At 69.2% G+C, this 17,467-nt stretch carries 13 protein-coding genes and 1 tRNA gene; 7 read left to right on the top strand and 7 right to left on the bottom strand.

The genetic code is table 11. The annotated features are described in order from the left end of the window. Positions 1-97: 97 nt before the first annotated feature. From ABTZ59_RS14930 to ABTZ59_RS14945, 4 genes are read left to right on the top strand one after another with little or no spacing between them, the layout of a single operon-like run. A complete protein-coding gene (locus tag ABTZ59_RS14930; protein WP_351396270.1) occupies positions 98-1,030 on the top strand; it encodes a branched-chain amino acid ABC transporter permease in 933 nt (310 codons plus the stop codon). Positions 1,031-1,035: 5 nt separating this feature from the next. Beyond that, positions 1,036-2,745 carry a branched-chain amino acid ABC transporter permease gene (locus tag ABTZ59_RS14935; RefSeq protein ID WP_351396273.1) on the top strand — a complete coding sequence of 570 codons (1,710 nt, stop codon included), beginning with the start codon at positions 1,036-1,038 and terminating at the stop codon, positions 2,743-2,745. A 5-nt stretch (positions 2,746-2,750) separates the two neighbouring features. Continuing rightward, a complete protein-coding gene (locus ABTZ59_RS14940; protein ID WP_351396318.1) occupies positions 2,751-3,635 on the top strand; it encodes an ABC transporter ATP-binding protein in 885 nt (294 codons plus the stop codon). After that, on the top strand, positions 3,632-4,348 hold the full coding sequence (locus ABTZ59_RS14945) for an ABC transporter ATP-binding protein (protein WP_351396277.1): 717 nt from the start codon (positions 3,632-3,634) through the stop codon (positions 4,346-4,348). Before ABTZ59_RS14940 ends, ABTZ59_RS14945 begins: the two co-directional genes overlap by 4 nt. A 108-nt stretch (positions 4,349-4,456) precedes the next feature. On the opposite strand, the gene ABTZ59_RS14950 is transcribed toward ABTZ59_RS14945, so the two are convergent. Next, positions 4,457-5,128, bottom strand: coding sequence for an ANTAR domain-containing response regulator (locus ABTZ59_RS14950; protein ID WP_351396279.1), 672 nt, complete (start codon positions 5,126-5,128; stop codon positions 4,457-4,459). Positions 5,129-5,219: 91 nt separating this feature from the next. Between ABTZ59_RS14950 and ABTZ59_RS14955 the strand changes: the two genes are divergently transcribed. After that, a tRNA-Leu gene (locus tag ABTZ59_RS14955) sits at positions 5,220-5,303 on the top strand. Positions 5,304-5,457: 154 nt separating this feature from the next. Here the strand turns inward: ABTZ59_RS14955 and pyk are convergent. Next, positions 5,458-6,891: a pyruvate kinase gene (gene pyk / locus ABTZ59_RS14960; RefSeq protein ID WP_351396281.1), complete on the bottom strand. Its 1,434-nt coding sequence runs from the start codon at positions 6,889-6,891 to the stop codon at positions 5,458-5,460. Between the two features lie 109 nt (positions 6,892-7,000). Beyond that, complete coding sequence (locus tag ABTZ59_RS14965) at positions 7,001-7,738, bottom strand: SIMPL domain-containing protein (protein ID WP_351396284.1); 738 nt, start codon at positions 7,736-7,738, stop codon at positions 7,001-7,003. Between the two features lie 296 nt (positions 7,739-8,034). On the opposite strand from ABTZ59_RS14965, the gene ABTZ59_RS14970 reads away from it, so the two are divergent. After that, entirely contained in the window at positions 8,035-9,846 is a 1,812-nt protein-coding gene (locus tag ABTZ59_RS14970; RefSeq protein ID WP_351396287.1) for a bifunctional metallophosphatase/5'-nucleotidase, read from the top strand. A gap of 39 nt (positions 9,847-9,885) precedes the next feature. On the opposite strand, the gene ABTZ59_RS14975 is transcribed toward ABTZ59_RS14970, so the two are convergent. The 4 genes from ABTZ59_RS14975 to ABTZ59_RS14990 form a co-directional block, all read right to left on the bottom strand. Beyond that, positions 9,886-11,295: a lysine N(6)-hydroxylase/L-ornithine N(5)-oxygenase family protein gene (locus ABTZ59_RS14975; RefSeq protein WP_351396290.1), complete on the bottom strand. Its 1,410-nt coding sequence runs from the start codon at positions 11,293-11,295 to the stop codon at positions 9,886-9,888. A gap of 275 nt (positions 11,296-11,570) precedes the next feature. Next, the gene (pepN, locus tag ABTZ59_RS14980) at positions 11,571-14,087 is read right to left on the bottom strand and encodes an aminopeptidase N (protein ID WP_351396293.1); all 2,517 of its coding nucleotides are present in this window, start codon (positions 14,085-14,087) and stop codon (positions 11,571-11,573) included. Positions 14,088-14,164: 77 nt separating this feature from the next. Then, positions 14,165-14,509, bottom strand: coding sequence for a chorismate mutase (locus ABTZ59_RS14985; protein ID WP_351396296.1), 345 nt, complete (start codon positions 14,507-14,509; stop codon positions 14,165-14,167). Beyond that, positions 14,496-15,407, bottom strand: coding sequence for a helix-turn-helix transcriptional regulator (locus ABTZ59_RS14990; protein ID WP_351396298.1), 912 nt, complete (start codon positions 15,405-15,407; stop codon positions 14,496-14,498). The genes ABTZ59_RS14985 and ABTZ59_RS14990 overlap by 14 nt, the downstream gene beginning before the upstream one ends. 214 nt (positions 15,408-15,621) lie before the next feature. Here ABTZ59_RS14990 and ABTZ59_RS14995 point away from each other — a divergent pair, with 214 nt between their 5' ends. Beyond that, on the top strand, positions 15,622-17,376 hold the full coding sequence (locus ABTZ59_RS14995) for a glycoside hydrolase family 35 protein (protein ID WP_351396321.1): 1,755 nt from the start codon (positions 15,622-15,624) through the stop codon (positions 17,374-17,376). Positions 17,377-17,467 lie beyond the last annotated feature (91 nt).

The raw sequence follows: 17,467 nt of genomic DNA on the forward strand, positions 1-17,467 counted from the left end.
TCCCGGACACAGCCCCCCCACCACGACCGGACCGCGCGAGGGCGCAACAGCGCCCTCGCGCGGTGTCATATCCGACACGCTCATCGGAGGCCCTGCGGTGAACGAACTGCCGCAACAGCTGGCCAACGGCCTTGCCCTTGGTGCCCTTTACGGCTTGATCGCCATCGGGTACACCATGGTCTACGGCATCGTCCAGCTCATCAACTTCGCCCATGGCGAGATCTTCATGATCGGGGGCTTCGGTGCCCTCACCACCTACACCTGGCTCCCCGGCGGAACCTCCCTGCTGGTGGCGATCCCGCTCATGATCATAGGTGGCGCCATAGCCGCGGTGGCCGTGGCCACCGCCGCCGAACGCTTCGCCTACCGCCCCCTGCGCGGAGCACCCAGGCTCGCGCCGCTGATCACCGCGATCGGCCTGTCCATCACATTGCAGCAGCTCGTCTGGGCCTTCTACCCCGACGCCAAGAAGGCCGTCAGCTTCCCCGAATTCCAGGGTGAGTCCTTCCAGCTGACGGACAACCTCTACATCCAGCGGGCCGACGCGTTCATCTTCGTCCTCGCCCCCCTGTGCATGCTGGCCCTCGGCCTCTTCGTCTCCAAGAGCCGCAGCGGACGCGCCATGCAGGCCACGTCCCAGGACCGGGACACCGCCAAGCTCATGGGCATCAACACCGACCGCATCATCGTGATGGCCTTCGCCATCGGCGCCGCCTTCGCCGCGGTCGCCGCGGTCGCCTACGGACTCGACAAGGGCCAGATCAACTTCGAGATGGGCTTCCTCCTCGGACTCAAGGCGTTCACCGCCGCCGTCCTCGGAGGCATCGGCAATATCTACGGAGCCATGGTCGGCGGCGTCGTGCTCGGCCTCGCCGAAGCCATGTCGATCGCCTACATCGAGGAAATCCCCGGCATGCAACAGCTCGGCGGCGGCGCCTGGGCCAACGTCTGGGCGTTCGTACTTCTCATCGTCGTACTCCTCGTCAGGCCACAGGGCCTGCTCGGTGAGCGCGTCGCGGATCGGGCGTGAGAACTATGACCGACACAGCCTCCTCCCGCACCACGCGGCTGCGGGTACTCGCCCTCGCCGGCGGCATCGCCACCGTAGCCAGCACGTTCCTCTCCTGGACCTACACCACCGAGTTCCCCGGCGACCTCACCGTCTACGGCTACCCGGGCGGCCTCCAGCTCCTCACCCTCACCGCCGGACTGCTCACCGCGCTCTTCGCGCTCTCCGCACTCGGCGTCAAGGGCCTGCGCTGGCTCACCCCCACCGGCTCCACCAAGGCGCTCCAGCTGCTCGCCCTCGGCGGGCTGGCCACCACCTGGTTCACCGTCATCGCCATCGCGGTCGAACTCGGCGGAATCGTCAACCTCGAACCCGGCGGATTCGTCGCGGCCGTCGCCACCGTCATCCCGGTCGCCGCGGCCTTCCTGCTCCCCGACGACACCCGCAAGGCCACCCGGCCCAGGGAACTCTCCTCCTGGGCCGAGATCCTGATCATCGTCGCCGCGTTCGCCATCGGGCTCTTCGTCTTCACCTACGGCATCGACACCGAGTACGCCGAACTCTTCACCGGCTACCTCCTCACCGTCGGATTCACCGCCACCGCGCTCTTCAAGGCCGGCCTCATCGCCCGCCTCAACGGGCTCACCACCAAGTACCGGATGATCGCCGTCTCGGCCGCGTTCGTCGCCGCCGCGGCCTTCCCCTTCACCCAGAGCACCGACCAGTTCACCCTGATCGCGGTCAACATCCTCATCTTCGCGACCGTCGCCCTCGGACTGAACATCGTCGTCGGCCTGGCCGGCCTGCTCGACCTCGGATACGTCGCGTTCCTCGGCGTCGGCGCCTACACGGCGGCCCTTGTCTCCGGAACCACCGCGTCCGTCTTCGATGTGCACTTCCCCTTCTGGGCCGCCGTCCTCACCGGCGCCGTCGTCTCCCTGGTCTTCGGCGTCCTCATCGGCGCGCCCACCCTGCGGCTGCGCGGCGACTACCTCGCCATCGTCACCCTCGGCTTCGGAGAGATCTTCCGTATCGCCGTCGGCAACCTCGACGGCGTCTCAGGCCCCCGCATCACCAACGGCCCCAACGGTGTCCCGAACATCCCCGACCTCAACTTCTTCGGGTACAACTTCGGCGAATCCCACACCGTCCTCGGCATCGAACTCGGCTCCTACGCCAACTACTACCTGCTGATGCTGCTCGCCATGATCCTCGTGGTGATCGTCTTCAGCAGGGCGGGCAACTCCCGCATCGGCCGCGCCTGGGTCGCCATCCGCGAGGACGAGACCGCCGCCACCGCCATGGGCATCAACGGCTTCCGCGTCAAACTCATCGCGTTCGCCCTCGGCGCCACCCTGGCCGGCCTGGCCGGCACCGTACAGGCGCATGTCCAGCACACCGTGGTCCCCGAGATGTACGTCTTCGCCGGCCCGGTCCCGCCGAACTCCGCCTTCCTGCTCGCCGCCGTCATCCTCGGCGGCATGGGCACCATCACCGGCCCCCTCATCGGCGCCTCGCTGCTCTACCTCATCCCGGCGAAGCTCCAGTTCCTCCAGGACTACCAGCTCCTCGGCTTCGGAATCGCGCTCATCCTCCTGATGCGCTTCCGCCCCGAAGGGCTCATCGCCAACCGGCGCGCGCAACTCGAATTCCACGAGACCGACCAGCTCGACACACCCGACGACAAACCCGACAAACCCGGCGCGGGCGTCAGCACCGCCAAGGCGGGGGCGTGAACGACATGACCACCACGACCACGAGCACCCGGACCACCGTGCTCGACGCCAGCGGCGTCACCATGCGCTTCGGCGGACTCACCGCCGTACGCTCCGTCGACCTCCAGGTCGACAGCGGCGAGATCGTCGGCCTCATCGGCCCCAACGGCGCCGGCAAGACCACCTTCTTCAACTGCCTCACCGGGCTCTACGTACCCACCGAAGGCACGGTCAGCTACAAGGGCACCGTCCTGCCGCCCAAACCCCACCTGGTCACCCAGGCGGGCATCGCGCGCACCTTCCAGAACATCAGGCTCTTCGCCAATATGACCGTCCTGGAAAACGTCCTCGTCGGACGCCACACCAGGACCAAAGAGGGCCTCTGGTCCGCACTCCTGCGCGGCCCCGGCTTCAAGAAGGCCGAAGCCGCCTCCCACGAGCGCGCCATGGAACTCCTCGAATTCATCGGCCTCCAGGACAAGGCCGACCACCTCGCCCGCAACCTCCCCTACGGCGAACAGCGCAAGCTCGAAATCGCGCGCGCCCTCGCCAGCGACCCCGGCCTGCTGCTCCTCGACGAGCCCACCGCCGGAATGAACCCGCAGGAAACCCGCGTCACCGAAGACCTCGTCTTCGCGATCCGCGACAAGGGCATCGCCGTACTCGTCATCGAGCACGACATGCGCTTCATCTTCAACCTCTGCGACCGCGTCGCCTGCCTCGTCCAGGGCGAGAAACTCGTCGAAGGCACCGCGGAAGTCGTCCAGGGCGACGAACGCGTCATCGCCGCCTACCTCGGCACCCCCTTCGACGGCGCGCCCGGCGCCGAGGAAGTCGCCGAAGTCGAGGCGGCCGAAGCGGACGCGCACAGCGACACCAGCACCACCGGTTCGGAAGGGGACGCGAAGTGACCGCACTCCTGGAGGTCGACGACCTCAAAGTCGCCTACGGCAAGATCGAGGCGGTCAAGGGCATCTCCTTCAGCGTCGAAGCCGGCCAGGTCGTGACCCTCATCGGCACCAACGGTGCGGGCAAGACCACCACCCTGCGCACCCTCTCCGGGCTCCTCAAGCCCGCCGGCGGGCGCATCACCTTCGACGGGAAGCCCCTCTCGGGAATCCCCGCGCACAAGATCGTCGCGCTGGGACTCGCCCACTCCCCCGAGGGCCGGCACATCTTCCCCCGGCTCACCATCACGGAGAACCTCCAGCTCGGAGCATTCCTCCGGACCGACAAAGCCGGCATCGAGAAAGACATCCAGCGCGCCTACGACCTCTTCCCCATCCTGGGCGAACGACGGAAGCAGGCCGCGGGCACCCTCTCCGGTGGCGAACAGCAAATGCTCGCCATGGGACGCGCGCTGATGTCCCAGCCCAAGCTGCTCATGCTCGACGAGCCCTCCATGGGCCTCTCCCCGATCATGATGCAGAAGATCATGGAGACCATCGTCGAGCTGCGCCAGCAGGGCACGACGATCCTGCTCGTCGAACAGAACGCCCAAGCGGCGCTCTCCCTCGCCGACCAGGCCCATGTCATGGAAATCGGCAAGATCGTCCTCTCCGGCACCGGACAGGACCTGCTGCACGACGAGTCCGTACGCAAGGCGTACCTGGGCGAGGACTGACCCCGCGCGGGCACCGGACGCACCACATCAGGAGGCCCGCCCCGAGCGAACCGGGGGCGGGCCTCCTGACGTACGTCCACATGAGCCGCGAGGCTACCGGCTACCGGCCTACTGGCCGCCCTTCGCCGCCTTCTTCTCCGCCGCCTTCTTCTCCGCCGCGTCCTCGATGACCGCCTCCGCCACCTGCTGCATCGACATCCGACGGTCCATCGACGTCTTCTGAATCCACCGGAACGCCGCCGGCTCCGTCAGCCCGTACTGCGTCTGCAACACCGACTTCGCCCGGTCCACCAGCTTCCGCGTCTCCAGCCGCAGCGTCAGATCCGCGACCTCCCGCTCCAGCGTCTTCAGCTCCGTGAACCGCGACACCGCCATCTCGATGGCCGGCACCACATCACTCTTGCTGAACGGCTTCACGAGATACGCCATGGCCCCCGCGTCCCGCGCCCGCTCCACCAGATCCCGCTGCGAGAACGCGGTCAGCATCAGCACCGGCGCGATGGACTCCGCCGCGATCCTCTCGGCCGCCGAGATCCCGTCCAGGACGGGCATCTTCACATCCAGGATCACCAGATCCGGCCGATGCTCGCGCGCGAGCTCCACGGCCCGCTCACCGTCTCCGGCCTCGCCGACGACCGAATAGCCCTCTTCCTCAAGCATCTCCTTGAGATCGAGACGGATCAGGGCCTCGTCCTCGGCGATGACGACACGTGTCGTCAGCGGCGGAACATGCGACTTGTCGTCATCGTCGACGGGCTGGGGCGACTCGGGGGCGGTCACGGGGGCTCCTCGTTCCAGACAGGGTGCTCCCCATGAGCCTACCGAGTCTCCGTCGACGGGGCTGCACACGGTATGATTCGGCGGAGCCCTGGCCGGGTTGATGGAAGTGGCAGACATGATCGCCTCAAAAGCGATTGCCCGAAAGGGCGTGCGGGTTCAAGTCCCGCACCCGGCACACACAGCGAAGCGGATGTTCACGTTCTCGTGAACATCCGCTTCTTCGTACTCCGTGCGGCACCTCATTACGCAGAGTGCGCCGAAGTCACGGCCTGGAAGAACGCACGACCGGAAACAGGACGCCGTGGACGCGCACGCGCGAGAGTCGCCGACTACTTCGGGCTGTCGTCCTCGCCGATGTGGTGGACGCGCACCAGGTTCGTGGAGCCCGCGACGCCCGGCGGGGAGCCCGCCGTGATGACCACGATGTCGCCCTTGTCGCAGCGGCCGATCTTCAGGAGATGGTCGTCCACCTGCGCGACCATCGCGTCCGTCGAGTCGACGTGCGGGCCGAGGAAGGCTTCCACGCCCCAGGTGAGGTTCAGCTGGGCGCGGGTGGCCGGGTCCGGGGTGAAGGCGAGCAGCGGGATCGGGGAGCGGTAGCGGGAGAGGCGCTTGACGGTGTCGCCGGACTGGGTGAAGGCGACCAGGAACTTCGCGCCCAGGAAGTCGCCCATCTCGGCCGCCGCGCGGGCCACCGCGCCGCCCTGGGTGCGGGGCTTGCTGCTCTCGGTGATCGGGGGGAGGCCCTTGGCGAGGAGGTCTTCCTCGGCGGCCTCGACGATGCGGCCCATGGTCTTGACCGTCTCGATGGGGTACTTGCCGACGCTGGTCTCGCCGGAGAGCATCACCGCGTCCGTGCCGTCGATCACCGCGTTGGCGACGTCGGAGGCCTCGGCTCGGGTGGGGCGGGAGTTGTCGATCATCGAGTCGAGCATCTGGGTGGCGACGATGACGGGCTTGGCGTTGCGCCTGGCCAGCTTGATGGCGCGCTTCTGGACGATCGGCACCTGTTCCAGGGGCATTTCGACGCCGAGGTCGCCTCGGGCGACCATGATGCCGTCGAACGCGGCGACGATGCCGTCGATGTTCTGGACGGCCTGCGGCTTCTCGATCTTGGCGATGACGGGGACCCGGCGGCGCTCCTCGTCCATGATGCGGTGGACGTCGTTGATGTCGTCCCCGTTGCGTACGAAGGAGAGCGCGATGACGTCGGCGCCGACGCGCAGCGCCCAGCGCAAATCCTCGATGTCCTTGTCGGAGAGCGCGGGGACGGAGACGGCCACACCGGGGAGGTTGAGGCCCTTGTTGTCGGAGACCATGCCGCCCTCGATGACGAGGGTGTGGACGCGGGGTCCGTCGACGGAGGTGACTTCGAGGGTGACCTTGCCGTCGTCCACGAGGATGCGCTCCCCGGAGCTGACGTCGGCGGCGAGTCCCTCGTAGGTGGTGCCGCAGGTGTGGCGGTCGCCTTCGAGGGGTTCGACGGTGATGGTGAATTCGTCGCCGCGTTCAAGGAGTACGGGGCCCTCGCGGAAGCGGCCGAGGCGAATCTTCGGACCTTGAAGGTCGGCGAGGATTCCGACGCTGCGGCCGACTTCTTCCGCGGCTTCCCGTACGCGCTGGTAGCGCTCCTCGTGCTCAGCGTAGGTGCCGTGGCTGAGGTTGAGTCTGGCGACGTCCATTCCGGCTTCGACCAGTGCCTTGATCTGGTCGTACGAGTCGGTGGCGGGCCCCAGGGTACAGACGATCTTTGCTCGGCGCATATATCGAGAGTAGGGCTTACCGACCGGTAGGGAATTGGCGTGGCATGACGACTCAACAACCTTTACATGAAGGGTTATTGACAAGGCTTGAATGGGCGCGGGGGCGCTCCTATGAGCATTTCTTCGGCGTCAAATCGGGGGGCGTCATCGTGAAGCGCGCGTTCACCTGCGCGTAGACGGTCTGGCGCTGTGGTTCGAGGTCGAGCACGGGCGCCGCGTCGGCCGTTTCGGTGGCTCCGTAGCCGCTGCGGCTGCGGAGGCCACCGGGCGGGGCGGGCATTCCGTACGCGGCGGTGTTCTCCGCGCCGAGGTCGGCCAGCTCGACCAGGGCGGCGAGCCGGGCGCCGAGGGCCTCGGCGTATTCCCTGGCGCGCTGGACGGCTTCCCGTACGGCCTGGCGCCGGGCGTCGCCGTGGGCCGGCGAGTCGGGGCGCAGCGCCCACCAGGGTCCGCTGACCTGGGTCAGTTCGAGGTCGGCGAGACGGGTGGTGAGTTCACCCAGGGCGGTGAAGTCGGCGAGTTCGGCGGTGAGATGAACACGGCCGTGGTACGCGCGGACGCGTTCGCCGCGGCCGTGTTTGGTGAGTTCGGGGCTGATGGAGAATGCTCCGGTCTCCAGTTTCTCGACGGCGTCGCCGTAGGACTTGACGAGTGTGAGCACTTCCGCGTTGCGACGGGTGAGGTCGTCGAGGGCGGTGCGCCGGTCGGTGCCGCGCGCGCCGATCGCGATGCCGATTCTGGCGATCTCCGGGTCGACCTCCAGCCGTGCTTCGCCGCGGACGGCGACCCTCGGCGTCTCGGGGGTGCCGTAGGGCGCGGCGGGGGGCGGTGTGTCGCTGGTGGTCACGGGCGGCTCCCTCGTGGAACGGCTGCGGCTGCGGATCGGCGTCGGCGTCGGCGGGATCGGCTTCGGCGTCGGCGTCGGCGTCGGCGTCGGCGGGATCGGCGTCGGCTTCGGCGTCGGCTCCACTCTCGCACCCGGGTACGACAGTCGGGGCGACAACTGGGTGCGACAACCGGGTGCGACGACCGGCAGTCATCTGATCGCAACCCCCCGGGGGTGTTGCCGACGCCTCGCCTCAGTCAGAATCTACGCGCGTTGTGCACGTATCGACGCAATGTCCCGAGTGAGAAGAGAAGGAAATGCCGCTGAACCGTAGGACGTTCCTGGGCAGTTCGGCTGCCGCCGGCGCGGGTGCCGCGCTGGTGGGCGGGGTGACGATACCGGCGGAGGCCACCGGCCATGCTCATGGCCCCGTCCATGGACGTCCGCTCAAGCGGTACTCGTTCACCGTGCTGGGGACCACCGATCTGCATGGAAATGTCTTCAACTGGGACTACTTCACCGACAAGGAGTTCGACGACTCCGCACACAATGATGTCGGTCTGGCGAAGATCTCCACGCTGGTCGACCAGATCCGCAAGGAGAAGGGCCGCGAGAACACGCTGCTGATCGACGCGGGTGACACCATCCAGGGCACGCAGTTGTCGTACTACTACGCCAAGGTCGACCCGATCACCGCGAAGCGCGGTCCGGTCCATCCGATGGCGCAGGCGATGAACGCGATCGGCTATGACGCGGCGGCGCTCGGCAACCACGAGTTCAATTACGGAATTCCGGTGCTGCGGAAGTTCGAGGAGCAGTGCCATTTCCCGCTGCTCGGTGCCAACGCGCTGGACGCGAAGACCCTGAAGCCGGCTTTCGCGCCGTATGTGATCAAGAAGCTGCGGACGCCGCACGGCCGTGATGTGCGGGTGGCCATCCTCGGGCTGACGAACCCCGGCATCGCGATCTGGGACAAGGCGAACGTCCAGGGCAAGATGACGTTCCCGGGTCTGGAGGAGCAGGCCGCGAAGTGGGTGCCGAAGCTGCGTTCGATGGGCGCGGACGTCGTCATCGTCTCCGCGCACTCCGGTACGAGCGGGACGTCCTCGTGGGGTGACCAGCTGCCGCACGTGGAGAACGCCGCGACGCTGGTGGCGGAGCAGGTGCCGGGGATCGACGCGATTCTCGTCGGGCACGCGCACGCCGAGATCCCGGAGCGCCGGGTGGTCAACAAGAAGACGGGCAAGGACGTCGTCCTGTCCGAGCCGCTCAAGTGGGGCCAGCGGCTGACGCTCTTCGATTTCGATCTGGTCTGGGAGCGGGGCTGCTGGACGGTCGAGAAGGTCGGCTCGCGGATCCTGAACTCCAACACGGTCCCCGAGGACAAGAAGATCACCGGGCTGCTCTCCGACGAGCACCGCAAGGTCGTGGCGTATGTCAACCAGGTGATCGGCACGTCCACGGCCCCCATGTCCACGGCCGACGCGCCGTGGAAGGACGAGCCGATCATCGATCTGATCAATCATGTGCAGACGGAGACGGTGAAGGCGGCGCTGGCGGGCGGCGAGTGGGCGGCGCTGCCGGTGCTGTCCCAGGCGTCGTGCTTCTCGCGTACGGCGGCGATCCCGGCCGGCCAGGTGACGATCAAGGACGCGGCGGGGCTGTACCCGTTCGAGAACACCATGGAGGCGCGGCTGCTGACCGGCGCGCAGATCCGGGCGTATCTGGAGTACTCCGCGCGGTACTACGTGCAGACGGCGGCGGGTGCGCCGGTGGACACGTCGAAGCTGACGAACGCCGACAACACGCCGGACTACAACTACGACGTGGTGTCCGGGCTGACGTATGACATCGACATCGCGAAGCCGGCCGGGTCGCGGATCGTGAACCTCAGGTTCGAGGGCAAGGATCTGGACCCGGCGGCGAAGTTCGTACTGGCCGTCAACAACTACCGCGCGAACGGCGGCGGGAACTTCCCGCACGTGGCCGCCGCGCAGCAGCTGTGGGCCAATTCGGACGAGATCCGCAACACGATCATCGGGTGGGTGCAGGCGGCGGGCACGGTCGACCCGACGACGTTCGCCTCGGTGGACTGGAAGCTGACGCGGGACGGCACGCCGGTCTTCTGACCGGTCGCGGCACCTTCTCCGGTCGTACGTCGGCGGGTGTCAGCGTACTTCGGTGAGCGGGACCAGACCCCTCGGTGCGGGCACCGTGCGGGTCCGGTCCCGTCCGTCGAGTCCGAAGCTGGTGAACGCGGTGCGCCGGGGCAGGGGGTAGGACTCCTTGCCGGTCAGGTGATTGAGGATGGTGGCGCTGCGCCAGGCCGCGAGCCCGAGGTCGGGCGCGCCGACGCCGTGGGTGTGCCGTTCGCCGTTCTGCACATAGACGGAGCCGGTGACTCCGGGGTCCAGGATCATCCGGTGGTGCTGGTCGATCCGGGGGCGTCCCGAGCTGTCCCGGCGCATGTACGGGTCGATTCCGGCGAGGATCCGGTCGAGCGGACGCTCCTGGTAGCCGGTGGCGAGGACGACGGCGTCGGTGGTGAGCCGGGACCTGGACGCCTGTTGGGCGTGTTCCAGATGGAGTTCGACCTTGGTCGTGGCGACGCGTCCCGCGGTACGGACGGAGACGCCAGGGGTGAGGACGGCGTCGGGCCAGCCGCCGTCCAGGGTGCGCCGGTAGAGCTCGTCGTGGATGGCGGCGATGGTGTCGGCGTCGATGCCCTTGTGGAGCTGCCACTGCCGGGGGATCAGATCGTCGCGTACATGCTCGGGCAGGGCGTGGAAGTAGCGGGTGTAGTCGGGGGTGAACTGCTCCAGGCCGAGCTTGGAGTACTCCATGGGCGCGAAGGCCTCGGTGCGGGCCAGCCAGTGGATCCTCTCGGCTCCGACGGGCCTGGCGCGCAGCAGATCGAGGAAGATCTCGGCGCCGGACTGTCCTGATCCGATGACGGTGATGTGTCCGGCGGCGAGCAGCCGGTCGCGGTGGTCGAGGTAGTCCGCGGAGTGGATGACCGGCGCGGCGGGCGCTTCGACGAGTGGTTTGAGCGGCTCGGGGATGTACGGCTCGGTGCCGATGCCGAGCGCGATGTGGCGGGCGTGGGCGCGGCCGAGGGCTTCGACCTCGCCGTCCTGGTCGAGCTGGGTGAAGTCGATCTCGAACAGGTCCCGTTCGGGGTTCCAGCGGACCGCGTCGACCTGATGGCCGAAGTGGAGCCCGGGGAGTTGTTCGCTGACCCAGCGGCAGTACGCGTCGTACTCGGCGCGCTGGATGTGGAAGCGCTCGGCGAAGTAGAAGGGGAAGAGCCGGTCGCGGGCCCGCAGATAGCTGAGGAAGGACCAGGGGCTCGCGGGGTCGGCGAGGGTGACCAGATCGGCGAGGAAGGGGACCTGGAGGCTGGCGCCGTCGATGAGCAGGCCGGGATGCCAGCGGAAGACGGGGCTCTGGTCGAAGAAGGTGGTGGCGAGTCCGCCGCGGACTCTGTCGGCGAGTGCGGCGAGGGAGAGATTGAACGGGCCGATGCCGACACCCACCAGGTCGCGCGGCTGAGTGAGGTCGGTTGGCTGGGCGATCATCGGCGGGTGCTGCCTTCCACGAGTCGGGCACCGGGGGGTCCGGGGGTCGGAGTTGGTGCCTACGGAGCACAACGAGCTCACCCGCGTGGAGTATTGGCGCCCGGCGCAGGACGCCGGAAGTCGGCTGAAAACGCTCGTGGATCCGGCGTGCGCGACGCGTGTGAGCGTGTAGGCGTACGCCGGATCACGGGCGGATCGACCGCCGGCCTGGTCCTGAGCCGGCGGCCGGTCCTCGTCCGTAGCCGGCGGCCGAGTGGTCCGTAGGGTCCGGGTGGTCAGGAGCCGGTACGGACCCGCAGCGCCCGCCGCAGGTCGTCGAGCTGGTCGACGAGCTTGCGGCGCAGCGCCGGGATCATCTCCGCGGTGTCCAGACAGGTCCGGCCGAGACCCAGCGATTCCTCGTCGACCGCGTACACGGGGAAGGCGTAGCGGCCCGCCGCGTCGGCGATGGCCGGTCCTCGCCGGTCGGCGAGCGCGACCGCGTCGGTGTAGTAGCGCGGCACGTACTCCCGTACCAGCGTGGCCTGTTCGGGCTGCCAGAAGCCCTGGGCGGTGGCGGTGAAGAGGTAGTTGGAGAGGTCGTCGCTCTCGAAGAGCCGCGCCCACGCGCGGGCCTTGGCCGCCGGGTCGGGCAGGGCGGCGTGGCAGCGGGCGGCGCCTTCCTGGCCGGTGGCGCTGGGGTCGCGTGCCAGTTCGGCGTCGAGGGCGGCGGGGTCGACGGCGCCGAGGACGGCGAGCCGGGTGAGGACGCGCCAGCGCAGCTCGGGGTCGAGCTCGGGGCCGCCGGGGACACTGCCGGATTCCAGCCATTCCTGGAGGGTGTCGGGCTGGGCGGCGGCGTCGATGAAGTGGCGTACGGCGGTGAGGCGCAGCCCGGGGTCGGCGCCGTCCTCCGTACGGCGGAGCAGGTCGCGGGAGATCGCGGTGAGGGCGGCGAGGGCGACCGGCCGGTCCGTGTCGGACAGATAGCGGTCGGTGATCTGGACGGCGGCGAAGGCCAGCACGCCCTGGACGACGGCGAGATCCGTCTCCCGTGGCAGATGGACGCGGGCGGCGTCCAGATAGGCGGTGGGGGCGAGATCGCCGTCGCGGACCATGTCGCGGGCCGCGTTCCAGACGACGGTGCGGGTCAGCGGGTCGGGGATGCCGGAGAGGGCGCGCAGGGCGGTGTCCCAGGACTCGGCGTCGAGCCGGACCTTGGCGTAGGTCAGGTCGCCGTCGTTGAGGACGACGAGGGCGGGCCTGCGGCCGGCGGCGGTGACGGGCGAGGTCAGCGGAAGGTCGAGTTCGAGCAGGTCGCGCCGGGTCAGCCGGGCCGGTTCCGCGGGGTCGAGGTCGTACGCCCCGACGGTGACGCGGTGCGGGCGGCTGCCGTCGCGTACGACGTCGAGGGTCCAGCCGGCGCCGCCGTCGGTGTCGGCGCCGCTGTCGGTGTCGGAGATCCGCGGGGTGAGGGTGTCGACGCCGGTCGTGCGCAGCCACCGCTCGGCCCAGGCGTGTACGTCACGGTCGGTGGCGTGGGCCAGGGAGTCGATGAAGTCGGCGAGGGTGGCGTTGGCGAACTTGTGCCGGGCGAAGTGGGTGTTGATGCCGGCGAGGAAGTCCTTCTCGCCGAGCCAGGCGACGAGCTGGCGCAGCGCGGAGGCGCCCTTGGCGTAGGAGATGCCGTCGAAGTTGAGCAGCGCGGAGGCGGTGTCGGGGACGGCGTCCGGGTCCGGGGCGACGGGGTGGGTGGAGGGCCGCTGGTCGGCGTCGTACCCCCAGGATTTGCGGCCGATGCCGAAGTCGACCCAGGTGTCTCTGAAGCGGGTGGCCTCGGTGAGGGTCTGGTAGCCCATGTACTCGGCGAAGGACTCGTTCAGCCAGATGTCGTCCCACCAGGCGAGGGTGACGAGGTCGCCGAACCACATATGGGCCATCTCGTGGGCGATGACCATGGCGCGGGTCTGGCGTTCGGTGTCGGTGACGGCGGAGCGGTAGACGAATTCGTCGCGGAAGGTGACGAGTCCGGGGTTCTCCATGGCTCCGGCGTTGAACTCGGGGACGAAGGCCTGGTCGTACGAGTCGAAGGGGTACGGCTCGGTGAACTTCGCGTGGTACCGGTCGTAGCAGGCGCGGGTGATGTCGAGGATCTCGTCGGCGTCGGCGTCGAGGTGGGGCGCGAGGGAGCGCCGGCAGTGGATCGCGAAGGGCAGTCCGGCGTGTTCGGTGCGTACGGAGTGCCAGGGGCCCGCGGCGATCGCGACGAGATAGGTGGAGATGAGCGGGGTGGCGGCGACGGTCCAGTGGCCTCCTTCGGCCTGTGTGGCGACGCCGTTGCCGAGGACGGTCCAGTCGTCGGGCGCGGTGACGGTCAGCTCGAAGACGGCTTTGAGATCGGGCTGGTCGAAGGCGGCGAAGACACGCTGCACGTCGTCCATGAACAGCTGGGTGTAGACGTAGGTCTCGCCGTCGGCGGGGTCGGTGAAGCGGTGCATGCCCTCGCCGGTACGGGAGTACCGCATCGCGGCGTCGACGCGCAGCTCGTGCTCCCCGGCGGTGAGTCCGGTGAGCGGGAGCCGGTTGTCCACGAGTGCGGCCGGGTCGAGGGGCCGGCCGTCGAGGGTGACGGAGCGCAGGGTGTCGGGCTTGAGTTCGACGAAGGTGTCTCCGGCGGCCAGGGCGGTGAACGTGATGGCCGTGCGGGAGTCGAAGGTGTCCTCGCCGGTGGTCAGATCGAGTGCGATCGTGTACCGGTGGACATCGAGGAACTGGGCTCGGGTCTGCGCTTCGTCGCGCGTCAGTACGGACATGGTGGCCATGCTGCCTGATCCGCCGTGAGCGGCGCATCAGGGTTCATCGCGCGCTGAGCATCCGTGCGACGGGGCCCTCAGCCGGCGCTGTCGCGTGTCTCGCCCGCGATCGTCTCGTGGTGCCGGATGACTTCGGCGATGATGAAGTTGAGCAGCTTCTCGGCGAAGGCCGGGTCAAGTCTGGCGCTCTCGGCGAGTTCCCTGAGCCGGGTGATCTGGCGGGATTCGCGGGCCGGGTCGGCGGGCGGGAGCTGGTGTTCGGCTTTGAGTACGCCGACCTGCTGGGTGCATTTGAAGCGCTCGGCGAGCATATGGACGACGGCCGCGTCGATGTTGTCGATGGACTCGCGCAGGCGGTTCAGCTCGGCCCACACCGCGTCGTCGACGCCGGGGTGGCCGGTTCCGGGGTCACTCGTGGTCATGGTCGAGCAGCGTAGATGAGCGCGGCGCGATGGTCGGCGGGTGATCAGGATGCGGGATCTCGTTGCTCCAGCCGCCGGGGACCGCGCGCCCCTGCTGGTCGCGGAAGCGGATGGGCGGGATACCGACGCGCCGGGTGAACAGCCGGGAGAAGTACGCCGGGTCGTCGTATCCGACGCGCCGGGCGACCGCCGCCACGGGCAGTTCCGTCGCGGCGAGCAGTTCCTTGGCACGGCCGAGGCGGATGCCCAGCAGATAGTCCTTGGGGCTGCACCCGGCGGCCCTGCGTACGGCCGTGCGCAGTTCGGCGGGGGTCATGCCGTGGCGGGCGGCGTGTTCGGCGACCGAGAGTGTCCGGCAGGCGTCGCGGGCCAGCGTCCGGAGGACCGGGTCGCCCTCGGCGTCGGTGTCGGCGCGTGCCCGCCGCAGCGCGACGAGCAGTTCATGGACGGCGGCGCCGGTCTCGACTTCGAGCAGCGGGTTGCCCCGGCGCGCGGCGCGGGCGATTCGCGCGATGGCGGCCCGTGCGCCCGTCGCGTCGGAGAGCGGTACGACGGGCCGGTCCGGCTCTATGTAGCCGAGTTCCGTGTAGGTGGCGGTGGCGGGTCCGGTGAAGTCGACGAAACTCTCGTCCCAGCCGTGTTCCTCGTCGGGTCCGTAGTGATGGGTGGCGCCGGGTGTCAGCCACAGCAGCGCGGGCGCGCTGACGGGGGTGCGCCGTCCGTCGGCCGCGCGGAACCAGCCGCTGCCCGCGCTGATCACGACGGCCACATGGTGATCGAGGGTGCGCGGCCCGACCGTCGGCAGACGGCCGTGCTGGAGCCCGACGCCGAGGCAGACGAGCCCGAGCCGGTGGTGGACCGGGCTGGGCGTGAAGTACCGCATCCAGGTGTGATACATCCGCTCCCACCTCATCTGTTCCTCTGCGCGCCGGTCGCGCGCCACCCGTCGCGCCCCGCTGGTCGCGCCCCGCCGGTTGCGCGGTCGCGCGGTCGCGTCAGCTTCGTCCAAACAGAGGTGATCTTTGTCCATGGACCGTGCCACCGCCAGAGGGAGAGGCTGAGCCGCGTGGCATGAGCCGTGGAACGGGAGAGCGGGGACGGTGACCGAGTCGGTGGCTGAGTTCATGGTGGGGGACGAGGACTTTCTGCTGGACGGACGGCCGGTGCGGCTGCTCTCCGGGGCGCTGCACTACTTCCGGGTCCATGAGGAGCTGTGGGAGCACCGGCTCGGAATGCTGCGCGCCATGGGCCTCAACTGTGTGGAGACCTATGTCCCGTGGAATCTGCACGAGCCGGAGCCCGGCCGCTACCACGACGTGGCCGCGCTCGGCCGGTTCCTGGACGCGGCGCGCGAGGCGGGGCTGTGGGCGATCGTCCGGCCGGGCCCGTACATCTGCGCCGAGTGGGAGAACGGCGGGCTGCCGCACTGGCTGACCGGCCCGCTGGGCGCCCGGGTACGGACCAGGGACATCGGATATCTGACCCATGTGGAGCGGTGGTACCGCGCGTTGCTTCCCCAGGTCGCCGAGCGCGAGATCGGCCGGGGCGGTCCGGTGATCATGGTGCAGGTCGAGAACGAGTACGGGAGTTACGGCTCCGACCGGGACTATCTGGTCCGGCTGACCGAGCTGACCCGGGCGTGCGGGATCTCCGTACCGCTGGTGACCTCGGACGGCCCCGAGGACCATATGATCACCGGCGGTTCGCTCCCCGGGCTGCTGGCGACGGTCAACTTCGGCTCGGGAGCGCGCGCCGCCTTCGAGACGCTGCGCGGGCACCGCCCCGACGGGCCGCTGATGTGCATGGAGTTCTGGTGCGGCTGGTTCGACCACTGGGGCGGTGAGCATGTCGTACGGGATCCGTCGGACGCGGCCGGGGCGCTGCGCGAGATCCTGGAGTCCGGCGCCTCGGTCAATGTGTATATGGCGCACGGCGGTACGAACCTCGCGGGCTGGGCGGGCGCGAACCGGACCGGTGAGCTGAACGACGGCGCGCTGCGGGCGGACGTCACCTCCTACGACTACGACGCGCCGATCGACGAGGCGGGCCGGCCGACGGAGAAGTTCTGGCGGTTCCGCGAGGTGCTCGCGGACTACCGGAGCGGCCCGCTGCCCGAGCTGCCGCGGCCCCGCCCCGCCCTGGCCGACCCCGTACGCGCCGAGTTCACCTCGTGGGCGCCGCTGGAGGAGGTCATGGAGACGCTGGGGGGACCGGAGTCGGAGACGGCGCTGCCGCCCACCTTCGAGGAGCTGGGCGTGGACCGCGGTCTGGTGCGCCACCGGCTGGCGGTGACCGGCCGCCGGACGCCCCGGACGCTCACGCTGGCCGGGCTGCGCGATCTGGCCGTGGTGTACGTGGACGGGGTACGGGCGGAGGTGCTCGACGGGGAGAACGCGGCCCTGGCGAAGCCGGTGGCCGGTCCCGCGTCCGTCGAGATCTGGGTGGAGTCGCTGGGCCGGGTCAACTACGGGCCGCGCCTCGGCGAGTCCAAGGGCATCACGGGCGGGGTGCTGCACGAGCGGCAGTATCTGCACGGCGTACGGTCCCGGGCGCTGCGTCTCGACGCCTTCGACGACGCGCGCGCGGTGACGGAACTCCCCTTCCGCGCCCTGGACGGCGGCGAAGGACGGGGCTTCTACCGCGCCGCCTTCGAGATCGCGGGTGCGGGCGACGCCCGGCTCACGCTCCCCTCCTGGGCCCGTGGCTTCGTCTGGGTGAACGGCACCTGCCTGGGCCGCTACTGGTCGCGGGGCCCGCAGGAGTCGCTGTACGTGCCCGGTCCTGTGCTGCGGGAGGGCGGCAACGAGGTGTGGGTGCTGGAGCTGGAGGCCGCGGGCGAGCCGTACGTACAGCTCGCCACGTACTAGGTGTATTGATCCGCAGCGTTGTTTACGCGGCTGATCGGGGGCTGGCCTGCGAGTGCGGTGTGGCTGCGGTGGTGGTTGTAGGTGTGGAGGA

The sequence above is a fragment of the Streptomyces sp. NPDC094034 genome, assembly GCF_040303865.1.
GTDB lineage: Bacteria > Actinomycetota > Actinomycetes > Streptomycetales > Streptomycetaceae > Streptomyces.

Bases quoted from the DNA above. Each gene is read 5' to 3' on its own strand.
- ABTZ59_RS14935 (WP_351396273.1), top strand. From the start codon at position 1,036: ATGACCGACACAGCCTCCTCCCGCACCACGCGGCTGCGGGTACTCGCC.
- ABTZ59_RS14940 (WP_351396318.1), top strand. From the start codon at position 2,751: ATGACCACCACGACCACGAGCACCCGGACCACCGTGCTCGACGCCAGC.
- pyk (WP_351396281.1), bottom strand. From the start codon at position 6,891: ATGCGCCGAGCAAAGATCGTCTGTACCCTGGGGCCCGCCACCGACTCG.
- ABTZ59_RS14970 (WP_351396287.1), top strand. From the start codon at position 8,035: ATGCCGCTGAACCGTAGGACGTTCCTGGGCAGTTCGGCTGCCGCCGGC.
- ABTZ59_RS14975 (WP_351396290.1), bottom strand. From the start codon at position 11,295: ATGATCGCCCAGCCAACCGACCTCACTCAGCCGCGCGACCTGGTGGGT.
- pepN (WP_351396293.1), bottom strand. From the start codon at position 14,087: ATGTCCGTACTGACGCGCGACGAAGCGCAGACCCGAGCCCAGTTCCTC.
- ABTZ59_RS14985 (WP_351396296.1), bottom strand. From the start codon at position 14,509: ATGACCACGAGTGACCCCGGAACCGGCCACCCCGGCGTCGACGACGCG.
- ABTZ59_RS14990 (WP_351396298.1), bottom strand. From the start codon at position 15,407: ATGTATCACACCTGGATGCGGTACTTCACGCCCAGCCCGGTCCACCAC.